This window comes from Bradyrhizobium sp. Rc2d (assembly GCF_900099855.1).
Lineage (GTDB): Bacteria > Pseudomonadota > Alphaproteobacteria > Rhizobiales > Xanthobacteraceae > Bradyrhizobium.
Map to the genome: position 1 here is coordinate 887,393 of NZ_FNCU01000001.1, position 20,130 is coordinate 907,522.

Genomic DNA, 20,130 nt, shown 5'->3' on the forward strand with positions numbered 1-20,130 from the left:
CTGAACCGGCTCTGACACAGACCCTTTCATCAAATCATGATGGGGGAACGCTGGATGAGGCTGGTATTGGGGATGCTCGTCGCAGGACTAGCGATCGGCGCAAGCGCGCCTGCTGGCGCACAGATCTCCGGCGACATCGTCAAGATCGGCGTGTTGACTGACATGTCGGGCATCGTCTCCGATGCCACGGGCGAAGGCTCGGTCGTCGCGGCGCAACTGGCTGCGGAGGAGTTCGGCAACCGCGTCGCCGGCAAGCCCGTCCAGATCGTGTTCGCGGACCATCAGCTCAAGCCCGACGTCGGCGCCAGCATCGCCCGCAAATGGTTCGAGCAGGAGGGCGTGGACGCTATCGCCGACGTTCCGAACTCGGCCGTCGCGCTGGCGGTTCAGGAGGTCGCCCGGACACGGTCGCGCGTCATGCTGTTCTCGTCGCCCGGAACGACCGCGCTCACCAACCAGTTCTGCGCGCCGACCAGCGTGGCCTGGACCTTCGACACCTACGCCCTCGCCCGCGGCACGGCCAAGGCCGTGGTCGAGGGCGGCGGCAAGAGCTGGTACTTCGTGACCGCGGACTATGCTTTCGGTCATCAGCTTCAGAAGGATGCCAGCGCCGTCGTTGATGCCAGCGGCGGCAAGGTGCTGGGAGCCTCGGCGCACCCGCAAGGCACCACCGATTTCGCGTCCTTTCTTCTGAAGGCGCAGGCTTCCAAGGCTGACATCGTCGGGCTCGCAAATGCCGCCGGCGATACGGTCGCAACCATCAAGCAGGCCGAGGAGTTCGGCCTGACCGCCGGCGGGCAGAAGATGGCCGCGATGCTGCTGCTGCTCACCGACGTCCACTCGCTCGGCCTCCAGGCGACACAAGGCACCTTCCTCACGACGCCGTTCTACTGGGATCTCAACGAACAGACCCGCGCCTGGTCGGAGAGGTTCGCGGCGCGGCGCAAGGGACAGCGACCGACCTTCATGCAGATCGGCGTTTATGAGGCCGTCCGTCACTATCTGCAGGCGATCGAGGCAACCGGATCGGACGACGCAAACAACGTGATCGCGAAGATGCGTGCAACGCCGATCGAGAGCGCCTTCACGCACGGCGCCACGATCCGCGAGGACGGCCGCGTCGTTCGCGACATGTATCTCGCCGAGGTCAAGGTTCCCAAGGAGTCCAAGGGGGAGTGGGACCTCTACAAGATTCTGCGCACGATCCCGGCTCGAGACCTGACCATCCCGCTGACTGAGAGCACCTGCCCGCTCGTGAAGCACTGACGCGATATCAGACATCCGATTTCAACATCCGAGGACAACAATGACACCCGAAAACGAATGGCAGTACCCCTACGGCACCAAGCAGCGCTACCACCTCCAACACGTGCATCTGTTCGCATCCAACGTCGATGCCACCATCGATTTCTATAGGACATGGTTCGATGCCGTGGTGATGTGGGATGGTGATGTCGCAGGTGCGCGGAACGTCTTCATCAAGGTCGGTATCGGCGCCCTCCATCTCTACGACCAGCTGCCGCGCGGCGAAGGCAAGAACGCCGTGCATCATCTCGGCATGCAGGTCGTCGGCATCGACGAGCTGTACGAACGCATGAAGGCCGCGGGCCTGCATATTCCCAATCCGATCCGCCGCCTGGGCGGAGGTGGCGGCTATTTCATGCTCGGCGCGCCCGATGGCGTCGTCATCGAGGTCTTCGAGCCGGGCAAGCTGCGCGAGCCGGTGGTGCGCGACTATTACGGCTTCGGGGGATGAGCCCATGGACACCGCGCCTCCGCTCGACGCAATCGCCGACTCGTTGCCGCTCACGCTGCGAGAACGTCGAGCCAGGGGATATCGATTTGCCATGCGCTTCGATTTTCAAACAGCAGACGCGCCTTCGCGTTCTCGCGGCACGACACATGATCGCCCCTCTCGGATGAGCCGGGATGGGTCGAAGAAATCGCTTTTGCGTTACCATTCGAATCGCGTGCCGACCCCGACGGATGTCGAGCCCTTCGCATCAACATCCGACTCGACGCGGATGTGGCGCGTCACGTCGACATTGGCCGACACGCCTGACTGGCTGGGGCTCGCGCCCGTCCGCACACCCACGCTCAGCCTGTCGCCGATCGCGCGCGAGGCGCCGACCATCGGACCGCCCGCCCCGGCGCCCACGTCCAGATTGTCGACGCCAAGCGAGCGGCGCATGCGATCCACCGTTCCCTCGCCACCGCTTGCAAACTGAGCCGCGGCCCCTGCGAGCTGTACGGCCTGCGAGGTCGTCAGGCTGCCCGAGGCCTTCTGAAAGAGAATGCGCGACAGGATCTCATCCTGCGGCAACTCGGGCTGCGAATGGAAGGCGAAGACCGGCGCGGCCGCCGGTCCCGAGATTCCGACCTGTGCGGTGATGTCGGAAGCCTGTATCTCTGCCGCGAAATCGAGCTCGGGCGCGAGATCTCCGTTGAAGGAGAGATTACCCTTGGTGAAGTTCAACGTCTTTCCGAGCACCACCAGCTTGCCCTGGAACAGCGAGAAGGCGCCCTTCGGCACCGGACCGTTGGTCGTGCCACCCACGTGAATGGAGCCGCCGAGCTCCGCAGTCGCCCCGCGGCCATGGATGAAGACGTGGTTCGGCGCCGAGACCGTCACGTCGAGCGACGCGTTGAAGAGCGCCGGGCGTGCCTTGCCGCCTTTCAGCGTCTCCGCCTTCTCCGCCGCAAGGCGTGCGGCGGCCTGGCCCGAGGCGTTCACATGGTTGATGCCGTCGATCGGCTTGAGCGTCGAAGGCAGGCGGTCCGGAATATCGACACTGACGCGGGTCAGGTCGATGCGACCGGCAATCCGTGGATCGCGCGCCAGGGCGCCCGTGACGTCGAGGGCGAGATTGGCCTGAGCGGTCGCCAGCGCGCTGGCGGCGAGGGTCGCCTGCTGGCCACGGATCGAGACCGTGCCCGGGAAGCCTGCATCCGGGGCGACCCGCACCTGGCCGGAGCCGGACAACGTGCCGCCGTTGGGCGTCACCGCGGCCAGGCGCTCCACGACGATCCGCTCTCCTTCGGCGGTGATTTTCGCCTCGATGGCATCGAGGCGCGTGCCGAGCATGCTGTCACGGAAGGTGCCTCCGCTCATGGTGGCGACACCGCCGATCTGAGGCTTCGCGCGCGTGCCGCTGACACGGGCATCGAGCGCGACGCTACCGGACACGGTGCGGCCGGAGGCGGAGAGCATCGCATTGGCGACGGCGGCATCGAGACGGCCCTTCGCGGTCAGCGCAATCGGGCCCGTGGCGTCGAGCGGCAGCGTGCCCGACGCCGTGAACGTGCCGGCTTTTCCCGCGGCAACTGTAGTGTTCAAGCTCGCGCGGCCTCCATCGAGCCGCCCATTCGCGGCAATGTCGATCGGCGGCAAGCCCGCGCTCCTGGTCTGCGGCGCCGCGAGCTGCTTGACGGCCACGTTGTACTGACCCATCGCCGCGCTCGCGGAGCCGGCGATCGCGGCTGAAGCGTCAAGCGTCCCGGTGAGCCCCAAACCGGGCATCGCGACATCGGCCGCGCCGAGCGGAATCGCACTTGCCACGGCCTTGAGGTCGAGCGCCTTGCCGGCCTTGCCATCGACGGTGAAGCGGCCACTGCCAATTCCGAGCGCCAGATGCTCGATCAGCACCGTGCCGTCGTCGAGCGTGAAGCCTGCGGGCCCCTGCAATACGATCGCCTTGGCGCCGCGCCGTGCGGTGAAACGATTGAGATCGAACCGCGTCCGTTCCTTGGACGTCAACGCACCCGCGGCATCGAGATCGAAGCCGGCAGCCTTGGCGGAGAGACCGATCGTGCTCGTATCGGCATTGCCCCTGGCCGTCAGCGCGATGTTCGAGACGGTCTGACCGCCGAACGCGGCATCGTTGACCCGGGCATCCGCATTGAGCACCGGATGGTTGTAGAGATCGGCGCCATCGGCGCGCAGATCGAAACTGCGGATGGCCATACCGGCGGCACGGATTCCTGCGCCCTTGCCAACGAGACGGACGGACTGCTGGCCGCCATCAGCCGAAGCGGCAAGGTCGAGTGAGGCCGAACCGGCGAGTTCTGTGAGAACAAGCGGTGAGAGGTCGGCGAGCGCCCCAGCAGCGAAGCGAATCTGCCCGCTTGCGAATCTCTGCGCGTCGACCGTTCCTGCGCCCTTCAGAGACACCGAGCCGATCGCGATGTCGAGAGTCTTTGCGTGCCATCCGGCAAAGGCGGGAGCTCCGCGATCCTCACGCGCCGACGATCGGCGGCTCACCTGAACAATCCCGCGCGCCGGGTTGCCGTCGACGGAGCCGTTGAGCTTGGCGTCGATGGCACAGAGCCCGTTGATGTCGTTGACCGTCGCGGCCAGCTCCAGATGCGGAATGGGGCGCCGCATCGCGGTGGCGCGATCCACCGAGGCCCCGAACGAAACGCCGGGATGCGCGAGCCCGCCGGTCATGCCGACGTCGAGAGCTCCCGCACCGGTGAGGCGCGCATCGGCCGCCGAGAGATCCGGCAGGTCCACACGGGCCGACAGGTCGCTCGAGTCGCGCGTCACCGTTCCCTTGACGCGAACCGCGACATTGGCTCCATCGAGCGACGCGCCGCGGACCGTGTAGGTGTCGCGGCCATCGGCAGAGAGATCGGCTGCGAGTGCGAGCCGCGCTCCCGCGAGCCCATCGAGCGCCGCAAGTCCCGTCGCAAGCTTCTCGCCGGTGCCTGACATTCGGGCGTCAAAGCTGCCACGCTGGAGGTCCGCGTCGAGATCGAGGCCGAACGCCGCCGAGCCCTTGAGCTTCAGCCCGGCAAGGTCGGCAAAGTTGCCGAGGTCGGGCACGGTTCCGGCAGCACGGCCATGCAGGCGATCGGCGCTGACATCACCTGTATAGGTCGCCTGAACCGTGGAGGTGCCGATCTCGAGACGCTCGATCCTGGCGCGTCCGCCCAGGTCCGTATCGCCGTGGAGCACGAGCGATGCGGTGCTGCCGATCGCGGCCGCCAGACTCGCGTCGCGCGGCGCAATGCCGGAGGCGCGCAGGTTCGCGTCAAGGATGATACGCGTTGCGGGATCGCTGGCTTCGGCGCGAGGGAGGGCCGTGACGGAAGCGTCAAGCGTCTCGACGTCTCCATCCGGCAGATGAGCACCCGACAGCGCGAGCTTGACCGATGCTGTGGGAGCCTTGATCGGGCCGGTGACGTGGCTATCGAAGACGAGGCTGCGGATCGACCCGTGGTCGGTTTCGGTCACATCGCCGTTGCTTGGCAGGGCGCGGATGGAAGCCGCGAAATCCACGACCTTGTCGGCTCCGAGCAGGCCCTTCGCGTCGAGCCGGGCGAGACGGCTCGTGAGCGTCAGCCCGTTTAGGGCGACGCTGCCGTCGTCACCAATACGCGTCGTGCTATCGAGCTTGGTTTCACCGGCAAAGACCGGCGCGGCAATTGCCGGCAACAACGGCCCGAGATGGCTAGTAAGGCGCGTTGCAAACACTCGGCCCGCCCCGTTTCGGTCAAGCGTCATCGTGCCGGTCGCATCGATCGTGGGGCCGGCCTGCAACTTCAGGGCACCACGAAAGCTGTCGAGCGTACCCTGGCCGCCCAGCGCGAATGTGACGGGCGGCTCGCCCGGCAAATGGCCGAGCTTCGACATGAGTCCATGGGCCGGCTCGTCAAGCGTGACGTTGAGGGTCAGCGCATTTCCCTGCGGAACGTAGGCGAGAGCGGCCTTGAAGCGGCCCGGAAAATCCTTGCGGATGGCGTCGAGATTGAAGACGAGCCCTTCGGCGGGCGAGCCGAGCTCGGTATTGCCGGTCGCCGCGACACTGAGGGCTTCACCCAGAATGGACTGCCCCAGCGTCAGGGCTCGCAGGTCGAAAGCCTTCACCTGCACCTTCACCGGAAGGTCGGGCAGGATCGACTGGTCGGACTCGGCGACAGGCTGGTCGGATGGCAGAGGCTTTCGCCTGATCTCAAGCGTGCCGATCTCGAGACGGTCGATCTCCAGTCGCCCCAGCAGCAGTGCGCTGCGTCGCCAGACGAGGCGCGCCTTGTCGAGCGTCAGCCAAACTCCGTCCTTGTCGGTGATGCTGACGTCGCGGACCGTGGCATCCGAGGACAACGCTCCATCGACGGCGCCGACATGGACCTGGGTCGCCGGCGTCGAGAGCGTCCGCGAGACAAGACTGGCCAGCACATCCTGCTGGTTCTCGCCGCTCCCGCCCACCATTCCGTAGCCTACGATGCCGAGCAACGCGACGCAGACGAGCCCGAGGGCGGCAACGGCGGAACAAACGATGAGCGGTCGTCGGATGCGCATCAGAATGCTTGCCCAATGCTGAGATAGATTGCGTAGCGGCTGTCGCCCGGGCGTGGATTCAGCGGCGTCGCAACATCGAGGCGGATCGGGCCGACCGGCGTGAGATAACGCAAGCCAAGTCCCGCCCCATAGCCCACATAGTCGTCGAAGCCTGGCACGGATGATCGGGAGGCGGTGCCAAAGTCGAAGAATGGCACGAGGCCGATGGTGGGCGTGATCCTCACCCGCACCTCGGCGGAGCCCTCGATCAGGCTGCGACCACCGGTGATTTGGCCGAACATCATCGGCGAAATGGTGTTGAAGCCGTAACCGCGCACGGATCCGCCGCCGCCAGCGAAGAAGCGATGCGCATCCGGGATCTCGGCGAGCGGCGCTCCCGCAAGCGAGCCTGCGGCCAACCGGCCCGCCAGAACGTAATTGGCCTGCTCGTCGAGCGCATAGTAGGCCGAGCCCGCGATCCGCCCTTCGAATAGATCGATGGTGGAGCCCATCAGCTTCGGATAGGCATTGACGGTCGCCGAGAGGCGCACACCGCGCGTGGGGTCGAGCGGATTGTCGGTGGTGTCGTAGCGGCCGGTCGCGGTGAAGCCGATCAGCGTCGCGTCGACCCGCCCCAGCACGTCCAGCGATTTCGATTGCTCGACCTGAAGACCGGCCTGCAGCGAAGCCGCCTCCGAAAAGCGGTGGATCACGCCGAACGTGCCGCGCACCGTATCGTCGGCGTAACCGCCGAGGTCGTTGTTGCCGACACGCTCGCGGAACGCAGTGGCCTCGACCAGAAGATCGTTGGCCGTACCGAACATGCCCGGCTTGATGAAGGTAGCGGTCAATCGCGCGCCGAAATCCGAGGCGTGGAGATTATTGAAGCCGTTGAAGGACGTGCCGTCGAGCCGTTGCAGAAGCGAGGCCGAGGCTTCGAGCCTCAGGCGCTCGCCGCCGCCGAATATGTTCCGATCCTCGTAATAGCCTGCAATGCCGGGACCATCGACGGTGGAATATTTCGCCGAGAGACCCACCGCGTGCCTGGGCCTTTCCGTCAAATCGATGAAGACCGGCAGGTTGCCATTGGCATCGAGCTTGTCGGCCTCGCGGATGCGAATTCCTCCAATGGCTGGGATCCTGGCGATCGAGGTCTTCGTCAAGGCAAGCCGCTCGGGCGAATAAGGCTCGCCTTCCCTCAGGTGGACATGCGTGGCCACCACCCTCGGGTCGACATCTCCGCCCGAGATGGTGACGGCGCCGATGCCGGCTTTGGGGCCCGCTTCGACCCGCAGCCGAAAGTCCATTGCGGCGGCCGCATGATCGACGGTGGCCTTGACGTCGGCGATCTTCGCAAGCGGATGTCCGTTGCTGCGGAACCAGTCCACGAGCTTCACCTGCGCGGCACGTAGGTCGGCCGAGATCGCTGGATCGCCGGACTTCAGCGAAAAGGCGCGGCGCGGCAATCCATGCGGCGCTTGGTCGTGCGGGTAGTCCACATCGACGGTGCGCAGCTTGAACAAGGGACCGAGCCGTGCGGTGACCTTGATTGGAACGACCGACCGATTGCGAAAGGTGTCGGCCCGACGCGCCGCGGCGGCGAGCCCGGTCTCGTCGGGGGATACGGGAACTCCGTCCACGGTTACATCGATCTGGCCATTATAGCGGCCAAGCCCCCAAAGGGCATCGAGCAGCGGATTGATATCGGCCTGAAGCCGGCGCACGAGACCTTCGCCATCCGGCGGTGGTTCCTGTCGGAGGCGATAGGTGCCGGAGGCATCGCGCAACACCTGCTCGGCGTCACTATCATTATCATTCTTGCCATCCAGCGTCTTGGCTTCGATCTCCAGCCGATAGGACAGCGTCGTGGCGCTGACCGGCGGCGGATCGTCGGAACCGAAAAGGCCAAAGAAATCGAGCGCGTGAGCCTGCTCGCACAGCGACCAACTGACGACGGCGACGCACCCCGAACGCAGGATACCTCGCGCCGCAGCGACAAAATATCCTCGCCTTGCCCGCCGCAGCGGCAGGCATCGCAACACGATTTGCTTGATTGTTCCGCTCCGTACTCGCCTGTTGACACAACTCGAGCCTCTGCAACTCAGGCCCGGCGATCCCCTGTCTCCGCATTCAACAGGCACCACACGCGAAATTGATAGACATCATGATGGACAATGTAGGGCACAGAAAAAATCGTCTTCGTGATCTTCTATTGATTGAACAAAGACCGCGACGTTCAAGAAAGCTCCACTGTTCAGGTACGCTCCACGAAAAAATGCTCTAGAAACTGTGTGCCCCATCCGAAGAGTTCCGCACGCGACTCTTTGCCATTATTGTGTTTGGACGGCATTCCGGTGGTAACGAGTCCTCACAGAATTTCTTGCAACGGGGAACATCCACATCGGACTCATGATCGGGAAATTTCAAGGCGTGATTCCAGCGTCCCCTTGAGTAGCTGCGGAGCAGCCATGGCAAGTTCAAGCGCCCCTATCCGCGCTGCACTTCCCCAAAGGCGTCCCGGCTATCGCCTGCGGCGATGCGCGAGCTATTTCGATCATGACAAGTTCAAGCTCTTCTCACGCTCGTCTCACACCATCGACGTCGCTGAGATGATCCAAACAAAGATCCTGAGTGCGTTTGGATTGGGAAAGCGATCGATGAAAAAACGTGCCCGCTTCGCCATGAACTATCGCTAGACATGCGTAGGCTCCTCGGCCTCGCCAGGGCGCGTTTGACGTGGAGATCAAAGGCTCCTTGCGACCGGGCTCTCGACGGTTGCGGCCTAGGGTCAACAACCAGAAGAGTCCTGTCGATTGGTGAAGCCCGATGGCGGCGCTTCGTGCGGCCTTCGATTGAAGCCGGGCGCGTTTGATGTCGCAGGAGCGTTGGGCGCTTCTGGTCGACACTCCCAAAGTCGGAGCTTCAAATCGGTGACGGCGCTTGGTCTGGAGATTTATTCGCCGTTCTACGCCTCGGCTTTGGCGATCTGCCGATCAATGTTCGTCCGGCCGCCTTGGATACGCGTTCGGAGACGGTAGAGGCGACGGCGCGGCCTTGTTATCAATCGACGCGTCAACGGTATCGGCTCAACCGCCATTGATCCGGCGCTGGCGACCACCCATGTCGCCGGCCCGAAGCGCTACCTTCGAGCGCATGGTGTCGCGGAAAATCGTAGCTTGGCGGAGAAACTCGTACGATTGGTAGCGGGGGAGGGACTCGAACCCCCGACCCCAGGATTATGATGCAAGTGGCTTAACCTCTCCGGCGTTCACCCATTAACTTTGCTGGGGTTTTTTCAGGGAAACCCGCTCTCCTCGCACCACGAAACGCTTTCTCCGACGAGGTCGAGCCCATATCGTTTGTACGGCTTGTTTGTACGGAGTAGCCGACGTGGACGCGAAAGTCGATGAGAAGGAGGCGGAAAAGAAGGGCGAGCAGCACCGGCGCCGGATCGGCCCGGGCGACGTCACGGCGGCCGTAGCCGCAGCCAAGACGGCAGAACCGGGCGACGAGAAGATCTACGACCTAAACGACGATGAGCAGACCTACCTCACGCTGCGCAGGCGCGGCAAAAGGGTCAGTTGGGTAGTCAGGGCCTACAAGCAGACGAAGGTCATCGGCTCTGCCACCGGCATCCACGTCGACCCGCGCTATCTGAATCTGCGCGACGCTCGCGAGGTTGCCAAGCGCGTCTACGCCGAACTCTCCCAAACAGAACCGAAGAGGAAGAAGCCGGCTCCCGTGCCGGAGAAGCCGAAGCCCTGGACGACATCCGAGGTCTGCCTGAAGTTTACGGCGATGATGGCGCGGGGCCGCTGGCTGAACGGGCGCACGAAGCCGCCGTCCCCGGCGACGGTCGACGACATTCGGCGCGCCTTTTCGCACGGCTCACTGCACGTCCTCGGTCCGATGCTGGTAACCGATCTGAACAGAGAGATCGTCGACGCTGCCCGCGACGGCATAGTGGCGAAGCGCGAAGGATCGGGGGTGCACCATGCGCGCATGAAATTCGTCGTATGGTTCCGGTCGGCGATGAGCTGGGCAGCGACCAAGCACCCCACCAAGAGCGGCTTGGTGGATGGTACCGACAGATGGTGGGAGCGGCTGACCACGGATGACCCGTCCGACGAGGAGCAGCGTGCGATCGCAGCCAAAAAGGCCGTGCGCCTGCAGCGCAAATCCGACATCAACGTCGAAATCATCGGCGCCGTGCTCGCGCGTCATGAAGAATACTGCCGGGGCCGCACCGGCCGCGACATGGTGGGTCCCGGCGTGAGATTCGGCCTCTGGTGGGCCAATTGCACCGCAAATCGGAGATATACGACGGTCAAGCTGGAGCGTTCGAACTTCCAGGAGCAGGACGAGTTCGGCGAGCTCGGCTGGGGACGCGCCATGTGGGAAGAAGACCAGATGAAAGCGAAATCAGTCTTCTGGCTGCCGCTGCCGCCGGTCGTCCGCGACATCGCCTTGCACTCCATGCAAGACTGGAAGCAGCTTGTCGCGAACGAGCACGGCGACATGAAGACGAGGTGGGTGTTCGCGTCCACACGCCGCGAAGGCCGGGACCCCGGGAACGAGGACGTCTCGGTCTACCCCAATTCGCTCAACAAGCACGTCGCCCGCATGCGCACGGATGGCGCCCTTGACGGGCTTCACTACTATTCGCTGCATCTCGCTCGGACGGCGATGACCAAATTCATGGAGAAGCACGTCTCACCGCGTGCGGCGTCGCTGACGCTGGCGCACGCGTTCAAGGATTCGACCGACGAAGAAATGGCACCGACGACGCGCGACTTCTACAGCGTCAGCCAGCACATGGAGGAGAAGGCCGTCGCGATGCGCGCCTGGTCGGACGCGCTGATCGAAGCGTTCCTGAAAGCCGGCGGTACGATGCCGGCGCCGGCGGCGACGATCAGGAAGCCGAAGACGCCATCTCGGCGTCTCGCTTCCAGCGTTTGAAGCCGGATTTCTCGATCGCGTCGACGAGCTTTTCGATCTGAACTTCGACATCTCGCTTGGCTGTAGTCACGATACCATGGCCGTCGACGAAGAACGACACGTAGGGCCATGAGCGCTTGTCGTCCTGGTCATCACGACCAAGAACGAACAGGCCCTCGCGGCAGCGCTCGATATGGAAGCGAAGCGGACAGTATTTGCCGCTTTCATTGAACCCGGCATCCTCAATCAGCCCGATGGCTTCTGACATTATGAACTTCTTCTCAGGCACAACTCACTCCTCCCCCGCCGCAGATCCGCGAGACCGGGCTCTGACAGCCGCTGTCGTCGAACAGCAGCTTGCCGGCGGCGATGACGCGGACGGCGCGGTTCAAGAGCTTGGCTATCACGCGTCTACTCCCGGAACAGGGCGGCGACGGTGCGCTGCATACGCTCGCGGGCGCGGGCGGCGCGGAAACTTCGCGGTCGCGTTTGGCACGGGCGAGGTTCTCATGGAACGCCTTGGCTTCGGAGATCCGCAGGCGCGGTTCCGCGGTGAAGACGAAATGGTCGACCGGGTCGCGGTTCTCGCGGACGGCGACGATGACGCGCGGGTCGACGAAGTCGCCGAGCGGCAGGGCGACACACTCGAACCCGGCCTCATGGCAGGCAAGAACGGCGTCAACGAGCTTCATGTTCATGGACAAGTCTCCTAGGGACGAGCTGCCCCTCTGATGCCCCGGGCCCGGTAGGCCTGAAGCCGCCGGGCGCAAGATCGATGTCGGCGCTGTCACTCGATCTCAACGCCGTGCTGCGCGGCCAAGGCCACGCCAGCATCGGTGAAGTGGATCACGTGGTTGTCGATGTCCACCGCATCGACGAACAGGAGATCGTTCTTCTTCAATTGCATAAAGCGGCCCTTGTCCTCACGGGAGAACGGCATCAGGCCCTCGATCGGCGGCGTCCAGTCCCAATGCTGTGCCTCGCCGGCGATGTACAGGAAAAGCTCGAGCGTCTTGGGCTCGATACGCACGGAAACTTCGCTCATCTATTTTCCTCCTGCGACGCCACGGCGGCATCGCTCCTGACGAGTGCACAATTGGACGCAGTCGCTTGTGAAGCATCGCGCCCTTTCGGACCGACGCCTTGATGCCGCGAAGCCGCTCGTTCTGTCGAGTCTGCTCTGCCAGACGAAGGAAACTCACGATGGAGAGAAACGCCCCCGAGATCGACCCGCAGCCGAAAGCACGTTCGCGTCGGCGGAAAGGCCTCTTTCAAGCGTACGGCGGATGCCCACCTCAGAATCGTCGCTGGGCGCAATTTTCGTTCCGAACCCGCGTTAGGTCGGACGCCAGGGCCATCGCTTTGGCTGTGGAAAACATGCCTGTATTCCGGACGCAGTTGGCGTTAACCAAAATATCTCGGTCTTTTGCCTAGCTTCGCACCCGCTTAATCACGCGGCCGAGCTATAAGTGGTAAGCGGCAGTCGCGCAGCATCGCCCCTTTCATCGTGAACCCGGGCATCCGCGCCGCGATCTAGCATCACAGTCGCAATTGTCGGCCTCGCCGATGAGACCTTCATGCTGGCCATCAGGCACCTTCGAGAAACGCCGTGATCGGGGCGTTATGGTTGGAGAACTCGCTATAGATACCGTGCTCGCAGCAGACGCCGGGCTCGATCCAAACAAGATAGGTCGTAACCCCCTTTTTCTTCGTAGCCTTGCGAACCGTACCGACCGTTCCCTTCGGCTGTTCGATGAAATTGTACGGGCCCGCCGCGCGAGGAGCGGCGCAAGAGCAAGATCAAGCGAACTCCACGCAGCGGAACCGCTCCGCGATCCGGAGGCAGGACGCGCACGTCACCTAGAGGATGGGATCGCTATCTTTGCTGAACCAGTACGGCCCCGTGGTCGATAGGCCTTCGCGACCGGGCTTGGCGCCGCACAGCAGATCCTTCGCTTCGCGCTTGATGCGGCCGATCGTCAATGGCTCCATGACCTGGACGTGGTCGACGGAATTGCGCCGCCGACCGTTCGCCGCACCGGTATCATACATGGCGTTCAGCGCGATCTTCTCCGCCGGCTGCCAACGGACCGGGATCCGGAGGGAGGCATTGAAATCGCGGGCTTCGTTTTCGTCGATCGCACGGTCGACGAGATTCTGCCATGTGTGCTCTTCTCTCGCGATCTCCGAGCGATGGATTTCCCATGCTTCGAATGCGAGCAGTTCGGCCAAAACAACGACCGATCCAGACGCGAAGCGATCGCCATCGAAGCGGTGCCACTTAAAGCGCATCATCGTTCCGGGCGGGGGCGGATCTACCACGGTCTCGCCCTCGAACTTTCCGTCAGCCGTGATCGTCCCCTCGACGGTGCCATTGAAGAACCTTGGCGACAGCATCCGATCGTTGACGCGGTAGTGGCGCGGCGGGGCCACTTTGGTAAGAACGACAGGCGGCGGCGGTAGCGTGAGGTCGAGCTGCACCGGTTCGACGGGCGCGGCTGCCGCCTTCATAGCGGCTTCGAGCAGGAAGCCCATGTCACTCCTCCATCTCGCGCAACATCTGCAGCGCCATCTTGTCCAGCTTCACCGCGACCGCACGCATGCGATCGGCCTCCCTCGCCAGCGCCTCGGCGACGCGCAGGTAGACGTCGTCAGTGACCTCGCGCTCGTCGCCGACGATGAGGCTCAGGAGCTGCTTCGACAGCTTCGGCTTCGCGGCCGCCGCCAGCTTCGTCAGGCCGCGCGGTCCGAACGCGAGCCCGGCGGCCGACTTGATGCGGGCGGCGCGGGGCGAGAGCTTGGCCATTGTTAGAAGCTGTAGTCGTAGTATTCGTCGCGGACGCCGAGCTTCACGCGACCGGAGCTCTTGTTCCAGCGACCGGTCTCGTCATTCAGGTAGCAGCCCTCCCAGCGATGCGAGGCGTCCGTCAGCTTGCGGCGATAGGTCTCGGTACGGCCGTTCGGATCGGGGGTGTATTCGTACGACTGGACTTCGGACTGGTAGTTGCGATCGACGCGCTTGGCGTGGTCATGCTGGACGGTGACGTATTCGTAGCGCTTGTCCTGCCAGACCTTGATCACGGTTGCGGCATGGCGGTCGGTCCAGCAGAGGATGGTGGCGCCATCGCCAGCCTTGGGCGACAGGTTGGCGCACTGGCTGTAGAGCAGGTTGACGAGCGATCCGGTGGCGTAGCTCATAGCGATGACTTTCTCCTCGACGCCGCGACAGCGGCGTTCCTGACGCCTAAGGCCCGGTACGCCGAAGCCGCCGGGCGTGGGGTCGATGTTGGCGTGATCAGTCGAGCATGGCCATGTCGGGCGCGGTCAACTGCGCGCCGCCGCTCAACGCATCGTGCAGTCTGGCGAGCTTCGCCGCGTGCTCGTCCCGGAGCTTGGTGCACATCGCCTCGGCGCTGGCGACCGCGCACGCGTACGCGCAGCGGTCGGTCTTGCCGACCGACTGCGGGCCGTAGTGGCGCACGATGCGGCGGACGCCGCGGGCGCGCTCGCTGATCATCTTCGGCACGATGCCGGCCTTCTCGATCTCGATCACGGCAACGTTGCGGTAGATTCCCCTGCAGTTGCTCGGCATCGACGCGCTCGCGGTCATCACGATCCAGTCACGCATTGTCTTCTCCTCTCGACGTCGACCATCGCGCCGTACTTAGTAGACAACGTGTCCACTCGTTCAGAGGAATTCAACAGCTCATTTGTTGACAGTCTGAAGGCTTAGCTTCCCTATCGCGTTAACCACGCCGCCTGGCCGAGGGAATGTGGGCGCCATGGTCGCTCTCCGACGGCGGCGGCGCATCGAGCGAGGCCTTATTTTGCAGGAGTTTCTTGATATTCACTCGGACTTTCCCTCAGCGAGTGAGGTGAAGTCTGAGGGAAAGTCAGCCGATCGCGAGTGATTTGCTCTCCACGAAACACACAGGCTGTGGATTGCTGGCTTCGATGAGCTTGCACAATGTGCTGGGCAAAATAGCCGCGATCGCCGGAATTGCACTTGGCAATCAGCGCTTCGGCCGGATCGAAAATACGAAGACGTGCCGCTGCGCCGTGCCGCCGTCTGGCGTGCGCACGGTCACCGGCACGGCGTCGCAGCGCATATGCGGCGCGCTCTCGTCGATGCGCCGAGCGGGGCCCGGCCCATGGCGTCACCGAGCCGCCCGGCCCCGTTGACGTATTGGCGGCAACGCGAGTGGATGTCCTTCTCTCGAGAGCGCGTTTCATCTGGTCCAGCGCCTCGATGATTTTTCTTCGGCAGCTCCTCGCCCTTCTCTTCGTAGTGGTGGCTGCAGATCATGGAGAGCATTTGCACCGCCTCCCGCATGCTCTTCAGCCTGGCCGAGGCGCGCCAGCCGCGCACGACTGAGACCGCCGCAATGACCATCGCGATGCCGAACAGGATAGAAATCAAGGTCTGGTTGTCGTTCATCCGCCTCTCCGTCCGAGCATCGTGGACGGGTCGGCGTCGAGCAATCAACTCACTGGATGATGCGCAGGTGCGACGTCCGCTTCTTGTCCTGGCCGGGTAGATCGATCGAGTAGGTCCGCGCGATCTCGGTCTCGTTCATGATCAGCATCTTCGACAGGTCGCCGAGGGAATACCCCATATCGTTGAGATGCAGCGAAACGAGGTCGCTCACCGTACGCGGCTCCTCCGGAGCGAAGTCGAGTTCGGGCGGCTCGCGCAGCTTGATCTTGTGGATGTTGAACTGCTTCCAGATGTACTGGGCCTGGGTCTTGTTCAGGGCGCCGGCCCGCTCGGCGGCGAAGACAAGCGAGGCCATGGAGACCTTCCACTCCGGCTTCAGCGCCGCGAGCAGGCGCAGGTCGACGCGGCGGCCAGCGAAGTACGGCTTGATGTCTGCCGTCGGCACCAGGAAGCAGGACGCGAACGTGTTCGCCTCCTCTTCCATATTCGGCGTCGGGAAGCTGTGCATGATCACGTGCCCGAGCTCATGGCACAGCGTGAAGCGCAGCCGGTCGGCCGACTGCTGGCGGTTCAGCACGATGATGTGCGGCATGCCGGGCACCGAGAAGCGGACGCCGGAGACGGAGGAGCCGCCCAAGTCAGAGTGCGCGACCAGGATGCCGGCCTCCTCGACCAGCGCGGTCACGTCCTGGATCGGGCCGTCCGGGAGCTGCCAGAAGCGGCGGACCAGGTCGGCGATCTTCTCGGCATCGTTGCCGTACTCGTCGGAGTCGAATGTCGGAATCTTCCGGACCGGCTCGACGTCCGTCGCCTCGAGCAGCTTGCGCAAGTGCATGACGCGTACATTCAGCTCGGCGACGATGCGGTGGAGCTCCGTCGCCGACACGCTCGCCTTCTTGCGCCACATCGGATGCACGCTGACGGGCGCGCCGTAGATGGCGTCGGTCTGTCCGAAGAACTCGACCGGCACCGAATAAATCTCGGCCGCCGCAGCGAGCAACTGTTCGCTCGGCTCCTTCAGCAGATTCTCGACCCGAGACAGCTCCGCGTTCGGCACGCGGAGGCACTCCGCCGCCTCGTTCTGCGGGAATCCCCTTAGCTGCCGCGCGAGGCGCAGCATGTTCCCTGGCTTCGACATTCGTATTCCCTCACCGCATCGGCGACGATTCGAGTTGACGATCCGTTAACCGCCGACCGGCGGTCAGGACGCCTCGCCGCCCTTCTTCTTGGTCTTGGCCGAGTCCTTGAGCTTCGCCACGCTGCGGCGGCGGGGCTGGGGCGCGGCGATCTTCGGAAACTCGATGACGCCCTGCTGGCTGCCGGGAAGCTCATAGCTCCAGAGCTTGCCGTCGCCGTTGCGGGCCGTCACATGCACGGAATCGTAGCCCATGCCGAGCGCGTTCACCTTCCAGCAGACCTCGACCTTCATCGCCTGCGGCGCATCCGCGAACGGAATGGTCGGATCCAGGAAGTTGTCGTTGGCGCCAGTCGGGATGTTCGACCCGCGTCCCTTGCGGCTCGCCTTCTTGAACCGCACCAGCACCTTGCCGCCGAACAGGAAGCGCGCCGTCGAGCCAGTCGGGAAGACCACGACGCCCTGCGCGTTGCTGAACTCGGCGAGCGCAGCGCGGATGATGCCGTCGAACACATCGGCGGCGTCGGTCCGCTTGTACATATTCGCGCCCCTCTGATTGAAGTCGCGGAACGCCTTGTCCAACACCTTCCGGATGCTGCCGTTGTACGGCTCAAGCGCTTCGCGGACTTCGTTCTCGACGGGCACGGTCATGCAGGCAGATCTCCAAGGTGAATCGGTTCGGGAACTCTATCACTGAAGTGCCAAAAATGAAGAATTATTTTCAATTCTGTTGCTTGATTTATCTATATAATTGATTTTACTTGCATTTTTAAGTATATAAACCGACGACGAATTGAGCTTAGCGGACGAAGAAAGGATTCGATTCTGCGCTCCGTGAGCCTTATATCCGGACTCCGATGGCTGGCAGGCGCAAGCGTTCAGGGAAAAGTCCGGATTTGCGGACCGTCGAGGGGGCGGTGCCAGCCGCGATGCCTGGCTTCATCCAGCCCCAGCTCGCCACCCTGAAGCCGAAACCGCCGGCAGGCGAGGCCTGGATCCATGAGATCAAGTTCGATGGATACCGCAGCCAAATCCACGTTTCCGCCGACGGCACACGCATCTTCACGCGCAAGGGCTTGAACTGGACGAAACGCTTCACCGGCATTGCCGCCGCGTGGGCCGGCATCGGCCAGGCCGTCGTCGACGGCGAAATCGTCGTGGTCGTGGACAGCAGGACGGACTTCGGTGCCCTGCAGGCCGACCTGGCAGCCGGCCGGCAGGGTCGACTCCTCTACTATGCCTTCGATCTGCTGCACCTCGACGGCTACGACCTGCGCAAGGTGCCGCTGCGCGAGCGCAAGCGGCTGCTGAAGGAGATGATCGAGCGCACTGGCCTGGGGCCGCCGATCCTCTATAGCGACCACATGGACGACGGCGTCGTCATGTTCGCCGGCGCCGAGAGGCTCCGATGGGAAGGCATCGTCTCGAAGCGCGCCGACGCGCCCTACAGGAGCGGAGATCGCAGCGATAGTTGGCAGAAAATCAAGACCGCGCGCCGTGAGCAGTTTGAGATCGTCGGCTTCGTGCCGGCGATGGGCGGCATCGCGGCCCTGCACCTGGGCAAGCGCGAGGCGGATGGGATCCGCTACGTCGGGAAGGTCGGCACCGGGTTCACGATGAAGGTCTCGGCCGACCTGCGCCGGCGCCTGGATGCGCTACCGGCGCCGAAGACCAAGCTCGGAACCAAACGTCACATCCGCTGGGTCGAGCCGGAGCTCGTCGCCGAGGTCGAGTATCGCGACATCACCGGCGACGGGCTGCTACGGCATCCGTCGTTCAAAGGTCTCGCCGAGGACTAAAGGGGACACGGCGGCTGCGGAAAAAGCATTACGCCCGCAGAAAAGACGTGATTCCCGGCTGCCGCCGGCAGAAAAAAACTGTTTCCGGCGTCGTAATCCGTTACGGCCGTCGAAAATCCACTATCGGGACGGCCTCAGGTCGAAAATCGCTTACGCAAAATTTCCGGTACGCGCGCAAAAAAAGAGCGAATTCGGACGCAAGGATGCGTCTTCCGCCGACAGCTCGCGAGCAGCGCCCTCCGGCCCTGCAACGCTTGCCGACGTCGACGACACGGGGGCCCCGGTCGATCTCTTCACCATCAGGCCTCGTCGAACGCCGGCATCAAGGCAGTTCCGATACCCAAGCCGCGCAGCGTCTGCACTGCGTCTTCGATCTCTCGGTAGCGCTCGTTGCGGCCTTCGCGATGACCCATGGCACGCCCCGCTACGAACCAGTGCACACAATCGCGGATCTGCCTTTCACTAGTCTCGGAGGCGAAAGAGAGCAGCGGCTCCGGCAGATCGCAGTCGTAGCCGTTCACATCATAGACATGCCAGCGATGCTTGCCGTCGGTGTCCGGAACGATGCGCGTGCGAGTTTGCGCGCCATAAAGATCTGGATGCCGGTATTGATATTCTTCCAGCCTGGTCTCGACGGGCACCAGCAAGGCGACGAAGCCCTTCGCGACGTTGTCGAGGATCAAGGCATAGTCCTTAGCCTTGGCGTGCTTGTAGAGGTCTGAAACATTACCCATCGTCGATCTCCTATGTCGGAGCGCAATGCTCCTCTGGCGCCCCGAGCCCGGTAGGTCGAAGCCACCGGGCGTGAGGTCGAAGTCAACGGGTCAGTCCTCCGGATACTCGATCTGCTCGTCGTCGACCGTGTGGTTGCAGATGTCGCTGAACCAGAGGCGCAGGTCGGCCACGGCGTCCTTCAACTGGCCCTTCTTGTAGTCCATGCCGGTGAACATGCTGGCGGTCGCAGCCAGATTTTTCTCCGTGTAGGCGGTGTTGATCGGATGGCCCGTTTTGAGCAGAAACTTGATACCGTGCAGAACGACCAGCGCCTGATACTTCTGGATCTCCGTCGGGTTGTTGATCGCCATTGTGTCGCTCCTGTTAGACGCCGCGACGGCGTCGCCCTCTACGCGCCCGAGCCTGGTGGGCCGGGAGGCCGCCGGGCGTGAGCTCGATCTCGCTCCTGTCACTCGATCTCGAGGCCATGCTGCGCGGCCAAGGCGATGCCGCCATTCGTGAAGTGGATCACGTGATTGTCGACGTCCACAGCATCCACGAACAGCAGATCGTGCTTCTTCAATTGCATGAAGCGCCCCTTGTCCTCACGAGAGAACCGCCTCAGCCCCTCGATCGGCGGCGTCATATCCCAGTGCTCGGCCTCGCCGGCGATGTACAAGAAGAGCTCGAGAGTCTTCGGCTCGAGGTTCGCGGAAACTTCACTCATCTACTTCCTCCTACGACGCCGCCACGGCGCCCCTCCTGACACATTGAGCCCCGTGGTCATTTCCGGCATCGGGCGTCGATGAGATGTTCTGCCTGGTAG

The 20,130-nt window shown here is 63.6% G+C and carries 20 protein-coding genes; 5 read left to right on the plus strand and 15 right to left on the minus strand.

Features of this window, described 5'->3' with window-relative positions:
• Positions 1–54 precede the first annotated feature (54 nt).
• Together BLV07_RS04150 and BLV07_RS04155 are read left to right on the plus strand one after the other, a co-directional pair.
• A complete protein-coding gene (locus BLV07_RS04150; protein WP_210187781.1) occupies positions 55–1,266 on the plus strand; it encodes an ABC transporter substrate-binding protein in 1,212 nt (403 codons plus the stop codon).
• A 40-nt stretch (positions 1,267–1,306) separates the two neighbouring features.
• A complete protein-coding gene (locus BLV07_RS04155; RefSeq protein ID WP_091879997.1) occupies positions 1,307–1,756 on the plus strand; it encodes a VOC family protein in 450 nt (149 codons plus the stop codon).
• Positions 1,757–1,954: 198 nt separating this feature from the next.
• Here the strand turns inward: BLV07_RS04155 and BLV07_RS04160 are convergent, their stop codons facing one another.
• Both BLV07_RS04160 and BLV07_RS04165 read right to left on the minus strand, forming a co-directional pair.
• Complete coding sequence (locus BLV07_RS04160; protein ID WP_091879999.1) at positions 1,955–6,301, minus strand: translocation/assembly module TamB domain-containing protein; 4,347 nt, start codon at positions 6,299–6,301, stop codon at positions 1,955–1,957.
• The gene (locus tag BLV07_RS04165; protein ID WP_244550950.1) at positions 6,301–8,322 is read right to left on the minus strand and encodes an autotransporter assembly complex protein TamA; all 2,022 of its coding nucleotides are present in this window, start codon (positions 8,320–8,322) and stop codon (positions 6,301–6,303) included. Before BLV07_RS04165 ends, BLV07_RS04160 begins: the two co-directional genes overlap by 1 nt.
• A gap of 426 nt (positions 8,323–8,748) precedes the next feature.
• On the opposite strand from BLV07_RS04165, the gene BLV07_RS04170 reads away from it, so the two are divergent.
• Together BLV07_RS04170 and BLV07_RS04175 are read left to right on the plus strand one after the other, a co-directional pair.
• Positions 8,749–8,976, plus strand: coding sequence for a hypothetical protein (locus BLV07_RS04170; protein ID WP_091880001.1), 228 nt, complete (start codon positions 8,749–8,751; stop codon positions 8,974–8,976).
• 694 nt (positions 8,977–9,670) lie between these two features.
• A complete protein-coding gene (locus BLV07_RS04175; protein ID WP_091880004.1) occupies positions 9,671–11,239 on the plus strand; it encodes a site-specific integrase in 1,569 nt (522 codons plus the stop codon).
• Here BLV07_RS04175 and BLV07_RS04180 read toward each other — a convergent pair.
• The 10 genes from BLV07_RS04180 to BLV07_RS04225 all read right to left on the minus strand — a co-directional run bounded on the left by BLV07_RS04180 (position 11,193) and on the right by BLV07_RS04225 (position 17,442).
• Positions 11,193–11,486 carry a hypothetical protein gene (locus tag BLV07_RS04180; protein WP_091880007.1) on the minus strand — a complete coding sequence of 98 codons (294 nt, stop codon included), beginning with the start codon at positions 11,484–11,486 and terminating at the stop codon, positions 11,193–11,195. The two genes, BLV07_RS04175 and BLV07_RS04180, sit on opposite strands and share 47 nt — an antisense overlap.
• A 13-nt stretch (positions 11,487–11,499) precedes the next feature.
• Positions 11,500–11,916, minus strand: a complete 417-nt coding sequence (locus BLV07_RS04185) for a hypothetical protein (protein WP_091880010.1) — start codon at positions 11,914–11,916, stop codon at positions 11,500–11,502.
• An 89-nt stretch (positions 11,917–12,005) separates the two neighbouring features.
• The gene (locus tag BLV07_RS04190) at positions 12,006–12,263 is read right to left on the minus strand and encodes a hypothetical protein (protein ID WP_091880013.1); all 258 of its coding nucleotides are present in this window, start codon (positions 12,261–12,263) and stop codon (positions 12,006–12,008) included.
• A gap of 815 nt (positions 12,264–13,078) precedes the next feature.
• Complete coding sequence (locus BLV07_RS04195; protein ID WP_091880016.1) at positions 13,079–13,753, minus strand: DUF8336 domain-containing protein; 675 nt, start codon at positions 13,751–13,753, stop codon at positions 13,079–13,081.
• Between the two features lies 1 nt (position 13,754).
• Positions 13,755–14,024 (minus strand): hypothetical protein, encoded by a 270-nt coding sequence (locus tag BLV07_RS04200; protein WP_091880019.1) that lies wholly within the window; start codon positions 14,022–14,024, stop codon positions 13,755–13,757.
• Positions 14,025–14,026: 2 nt separating this feature from the next.
• The gene (locus tag BLV07_RS04205) at positions 14,027–14,416 is read right to left on the minus strand and encodes a hypothetical protein (protein ID WP_091880022.1); all 390 of its coding nucleotides are present in this window, start codon (positions 14,414–14,416) and stop codon (positions 14,027–14,029) included.
• 97 nt (positions 14,417–14,513) lie between these two features.
• Complete coding sequence (locus BLV07_RS04210) at positions 14,514–14,846, minus strand: hypothetical protein (RefSeq protein ID WP_091880025.1); 333 nt, start codon at positions 14,844–14,846, stop codon at positions 14,514–14,516.
• A 456-nt stretch (positions 14,847–15,302) separates the two neighbouring features.
• Entirely contained in the window at positions 15,303–15,656 is a 354-nt protein-coding gene (locus tag BLV07_RS04215; protein ID WP_091880026.1) for a hypothetical protein, read from the minus strand.
• 49 nt (positions 15,657–15,705) lie between these two features.
• Entirely contained in the window at positions 15,706–16,794 is a 1,089-nt protein-coding gene (locus tag BLV07_RS04220) for an ImmA/IrrE family metallo-endopeptidase (protein WP_091880029.1), read from the minus strand.
• A 63-nt stretch (positions 16,795–16,857) separates the two neighbouring features.
• Positions 16,858–17,442, minus strand: a complete 585-nt coding sequence (locus tag BLV07_RS04225; protein WP_176945329.1) for a hypothetical protein — start codon at positions 17,440–17,442, stop codon at positions 16,858–16,860.
• A 266-nt stretch (positions 17,443–17,708) separates the two neighbouring features.
• On the opposite strand from BLV07_RS04225, the gene ligD reads away from it, so the two are divergent.
• A complete protein-coding gene (gene ligD / locus BLV07_RS04230) occupies positions 17,709–18,590 on the plus strand; it encodes a non-homologous end-joining DNA ligase (RefSeq protein WP_244550951.1) in 882 nt (293 codons plus the stop codon).
• A 299-nt stretch (positions 18,591–18,889) separates the two neighbouring features.
• Here the strand turns inward: ligD and BLV07_RS04235 are convergent, their stop codons facing one another.
• The 3 genes from BLV07_RS04235 to BLV07_RS04245 all read right to left on the minus strand — a co-directional run bounded on the left by BLV07_RS04235 (position 18,890) and on the right by BLV07_RS04245 (position 20,031).
• Positions 18,890–19,324: a hypothetical protein gene (locus tag BLV07_RS04235; RefSeq protein ID WP_091880035.1), complete on the minus strand. Its 435-nt coding sequence runs from the start codon at positions 19,322–19,324 to the stop codon at positions 18,890–18,892.
• A gap of 90 nt (positions 19,325–19,414) precedes the next feature.
• Positions 19,415–19,675 (minus strand): hypothetical protein, encoded by a 261-nt coding sequence (locus BLV07_RS04240; RefSeq protein WP_091880037.1) that lies wholly within the window; start codon positions 19,673–19,675, stop codon positions 19,415–19,417.
• A 98-nt stretch (positions 19,676–19,773) separates the two neighbouring features.
• Positions 19,774–20,031: a hypothetical protein gene (locus BLV07_RS04245; RefSeq protein ID WP_091880040.1), complete on the minus strand. Its 258-nt coding sequence runs from the start codon at positions 20,029–20,031 to the stop codon at positions 19,774–19,776.
• Between the last annotated feature and the right edge of the window lie 99 nt (positions 20,032–20,130).

Excerpts from the sequence above, each read along its gene's own strand:
- BLV07_RS04240 (WP_091880037.1), bottom strand. The coding sequence starts at position 19,675 with ATGGCGATCAACAACCCGACGGAGATCCAGAAGTATCAGGCGCTGGTC.
- BLV07_RS04195 (WP_091880016.1), bottom strand. The coding sequence starts at position 13,753 with ATGGGCTTCCTGCTCGAAGCCGCTATGAAGGCGGCAGCCGCGCCCGTC.
- BLV07_RS04210 (WP_091880025.1), bottom strand. The coding sequence starts at position 14,846 with ATGCGTGACTGGATCGTGATGACCGCGAGCGCGTCGATGCCGAGCAAC.
- BLV07_RS04185 (WP_091880010.1), bottom strand. The coding sequence starts at position 11,916 with ATGAACATGAAGCTCGTTGACGCCGTTCTTGCCTGCCATGAGGCCGGG.
- BLV07_RS04235 (WP_091880035.1), bottom strand. The coding sequence starts at position 19,324 with ATGGGTAATGTTTCAGACCTCTACAAGCACGCCAAGGCTAAGGACTAT.
- BLV07_RS04190 (WP_091880013.1), bottom strand. The coding sequence starts at position 12,263 with ATGAGCGAAGTTTCCGTGCGTATCGAGCCCAAGACGCTCGAGCTTTTC.
- BLV07_RS04215 (WP_091880026.1), bottom strand. The coding sequence starts at position 15,656 with ATGAACGACAACCAGACCTTGATTTCTATCCTGTTCGGCATCGCGATG.
- BLV07_RS04180 (WP_091880007.1), bottom strand. The coding sequence starts at position 11,486 with ATGTCAGAAGCCATCGGGCTGATTGAGGATGCCGGGTTCAATGAAAGC.
- BLV07_RS04245 (WP_091880040.1), bottom strand. The coding sequence starts at position 20,031 with ATGAGTGAAGTTTCCGCGAACCTCGAGCCGAAGACTCTCGAGCTCTTC.
- BLV07_RS04170 (WP_091880001.1), top strand. The coding sequence starts at position 8,749 with ATGGCAAGTTCAAGCGCCCCTATCCGCGCTGCACTTCCCCAAAGGCGT.
- BLV07_RS04200 (WP_091880019.1), bottom strand. The coding sequence starts at position 14,024 with ATGGCCAAGCTCTCGCCCCGCGCCGCCCGCATCAAGTCGGCCGCCGGG.
- BLV07_RS04150 (WP_210187781.1), top strand. The coding sequence starts at position 55 with ATGAGGCTGGTATTGGGGATGCTCGTCGCAGGACTAGCGATCGGCGCA.
- BLV07_RS04160 (WP_091879999.1), bottom strand. The coding sequence starts at position 6,301 with ATGCGCATCCGACGACCGCTCATCGTTTGTTCCGCCGTTGCCGCCCTC.
- BLV07_RS04205 (WP_091880022.1), bottom strand. The coding sequence starts at position 14,416 with ATGAGCTACGCCACCGGATCGCTCGTCAACCTGCTCTACAGCCAGTGC.
- BLV07_RS04155 (WP_091879997.1), top strand. The coding sequence starts at position 1,307 with ATGACACCCGAAAACGAATGGCAGTACCCCTACGGCACCAAGCAGCGC.
- BLV07_RS04220 (WP_091880029.1), bottom strand. The coding sequence starts at position 16,794 with ATGTCGAAGCCAGGGAACATGCTGCGCCTCGCGCGGCAGCTAAGGGGA.
- BLV07_RS04225 (WP_176945329.1), bottom strand. The coding sequence starts at position 17,442 with ATGACCGTGCCCGTCGAGAACGAAGTCCGCGAAGCGCTTGAGCCGTAC.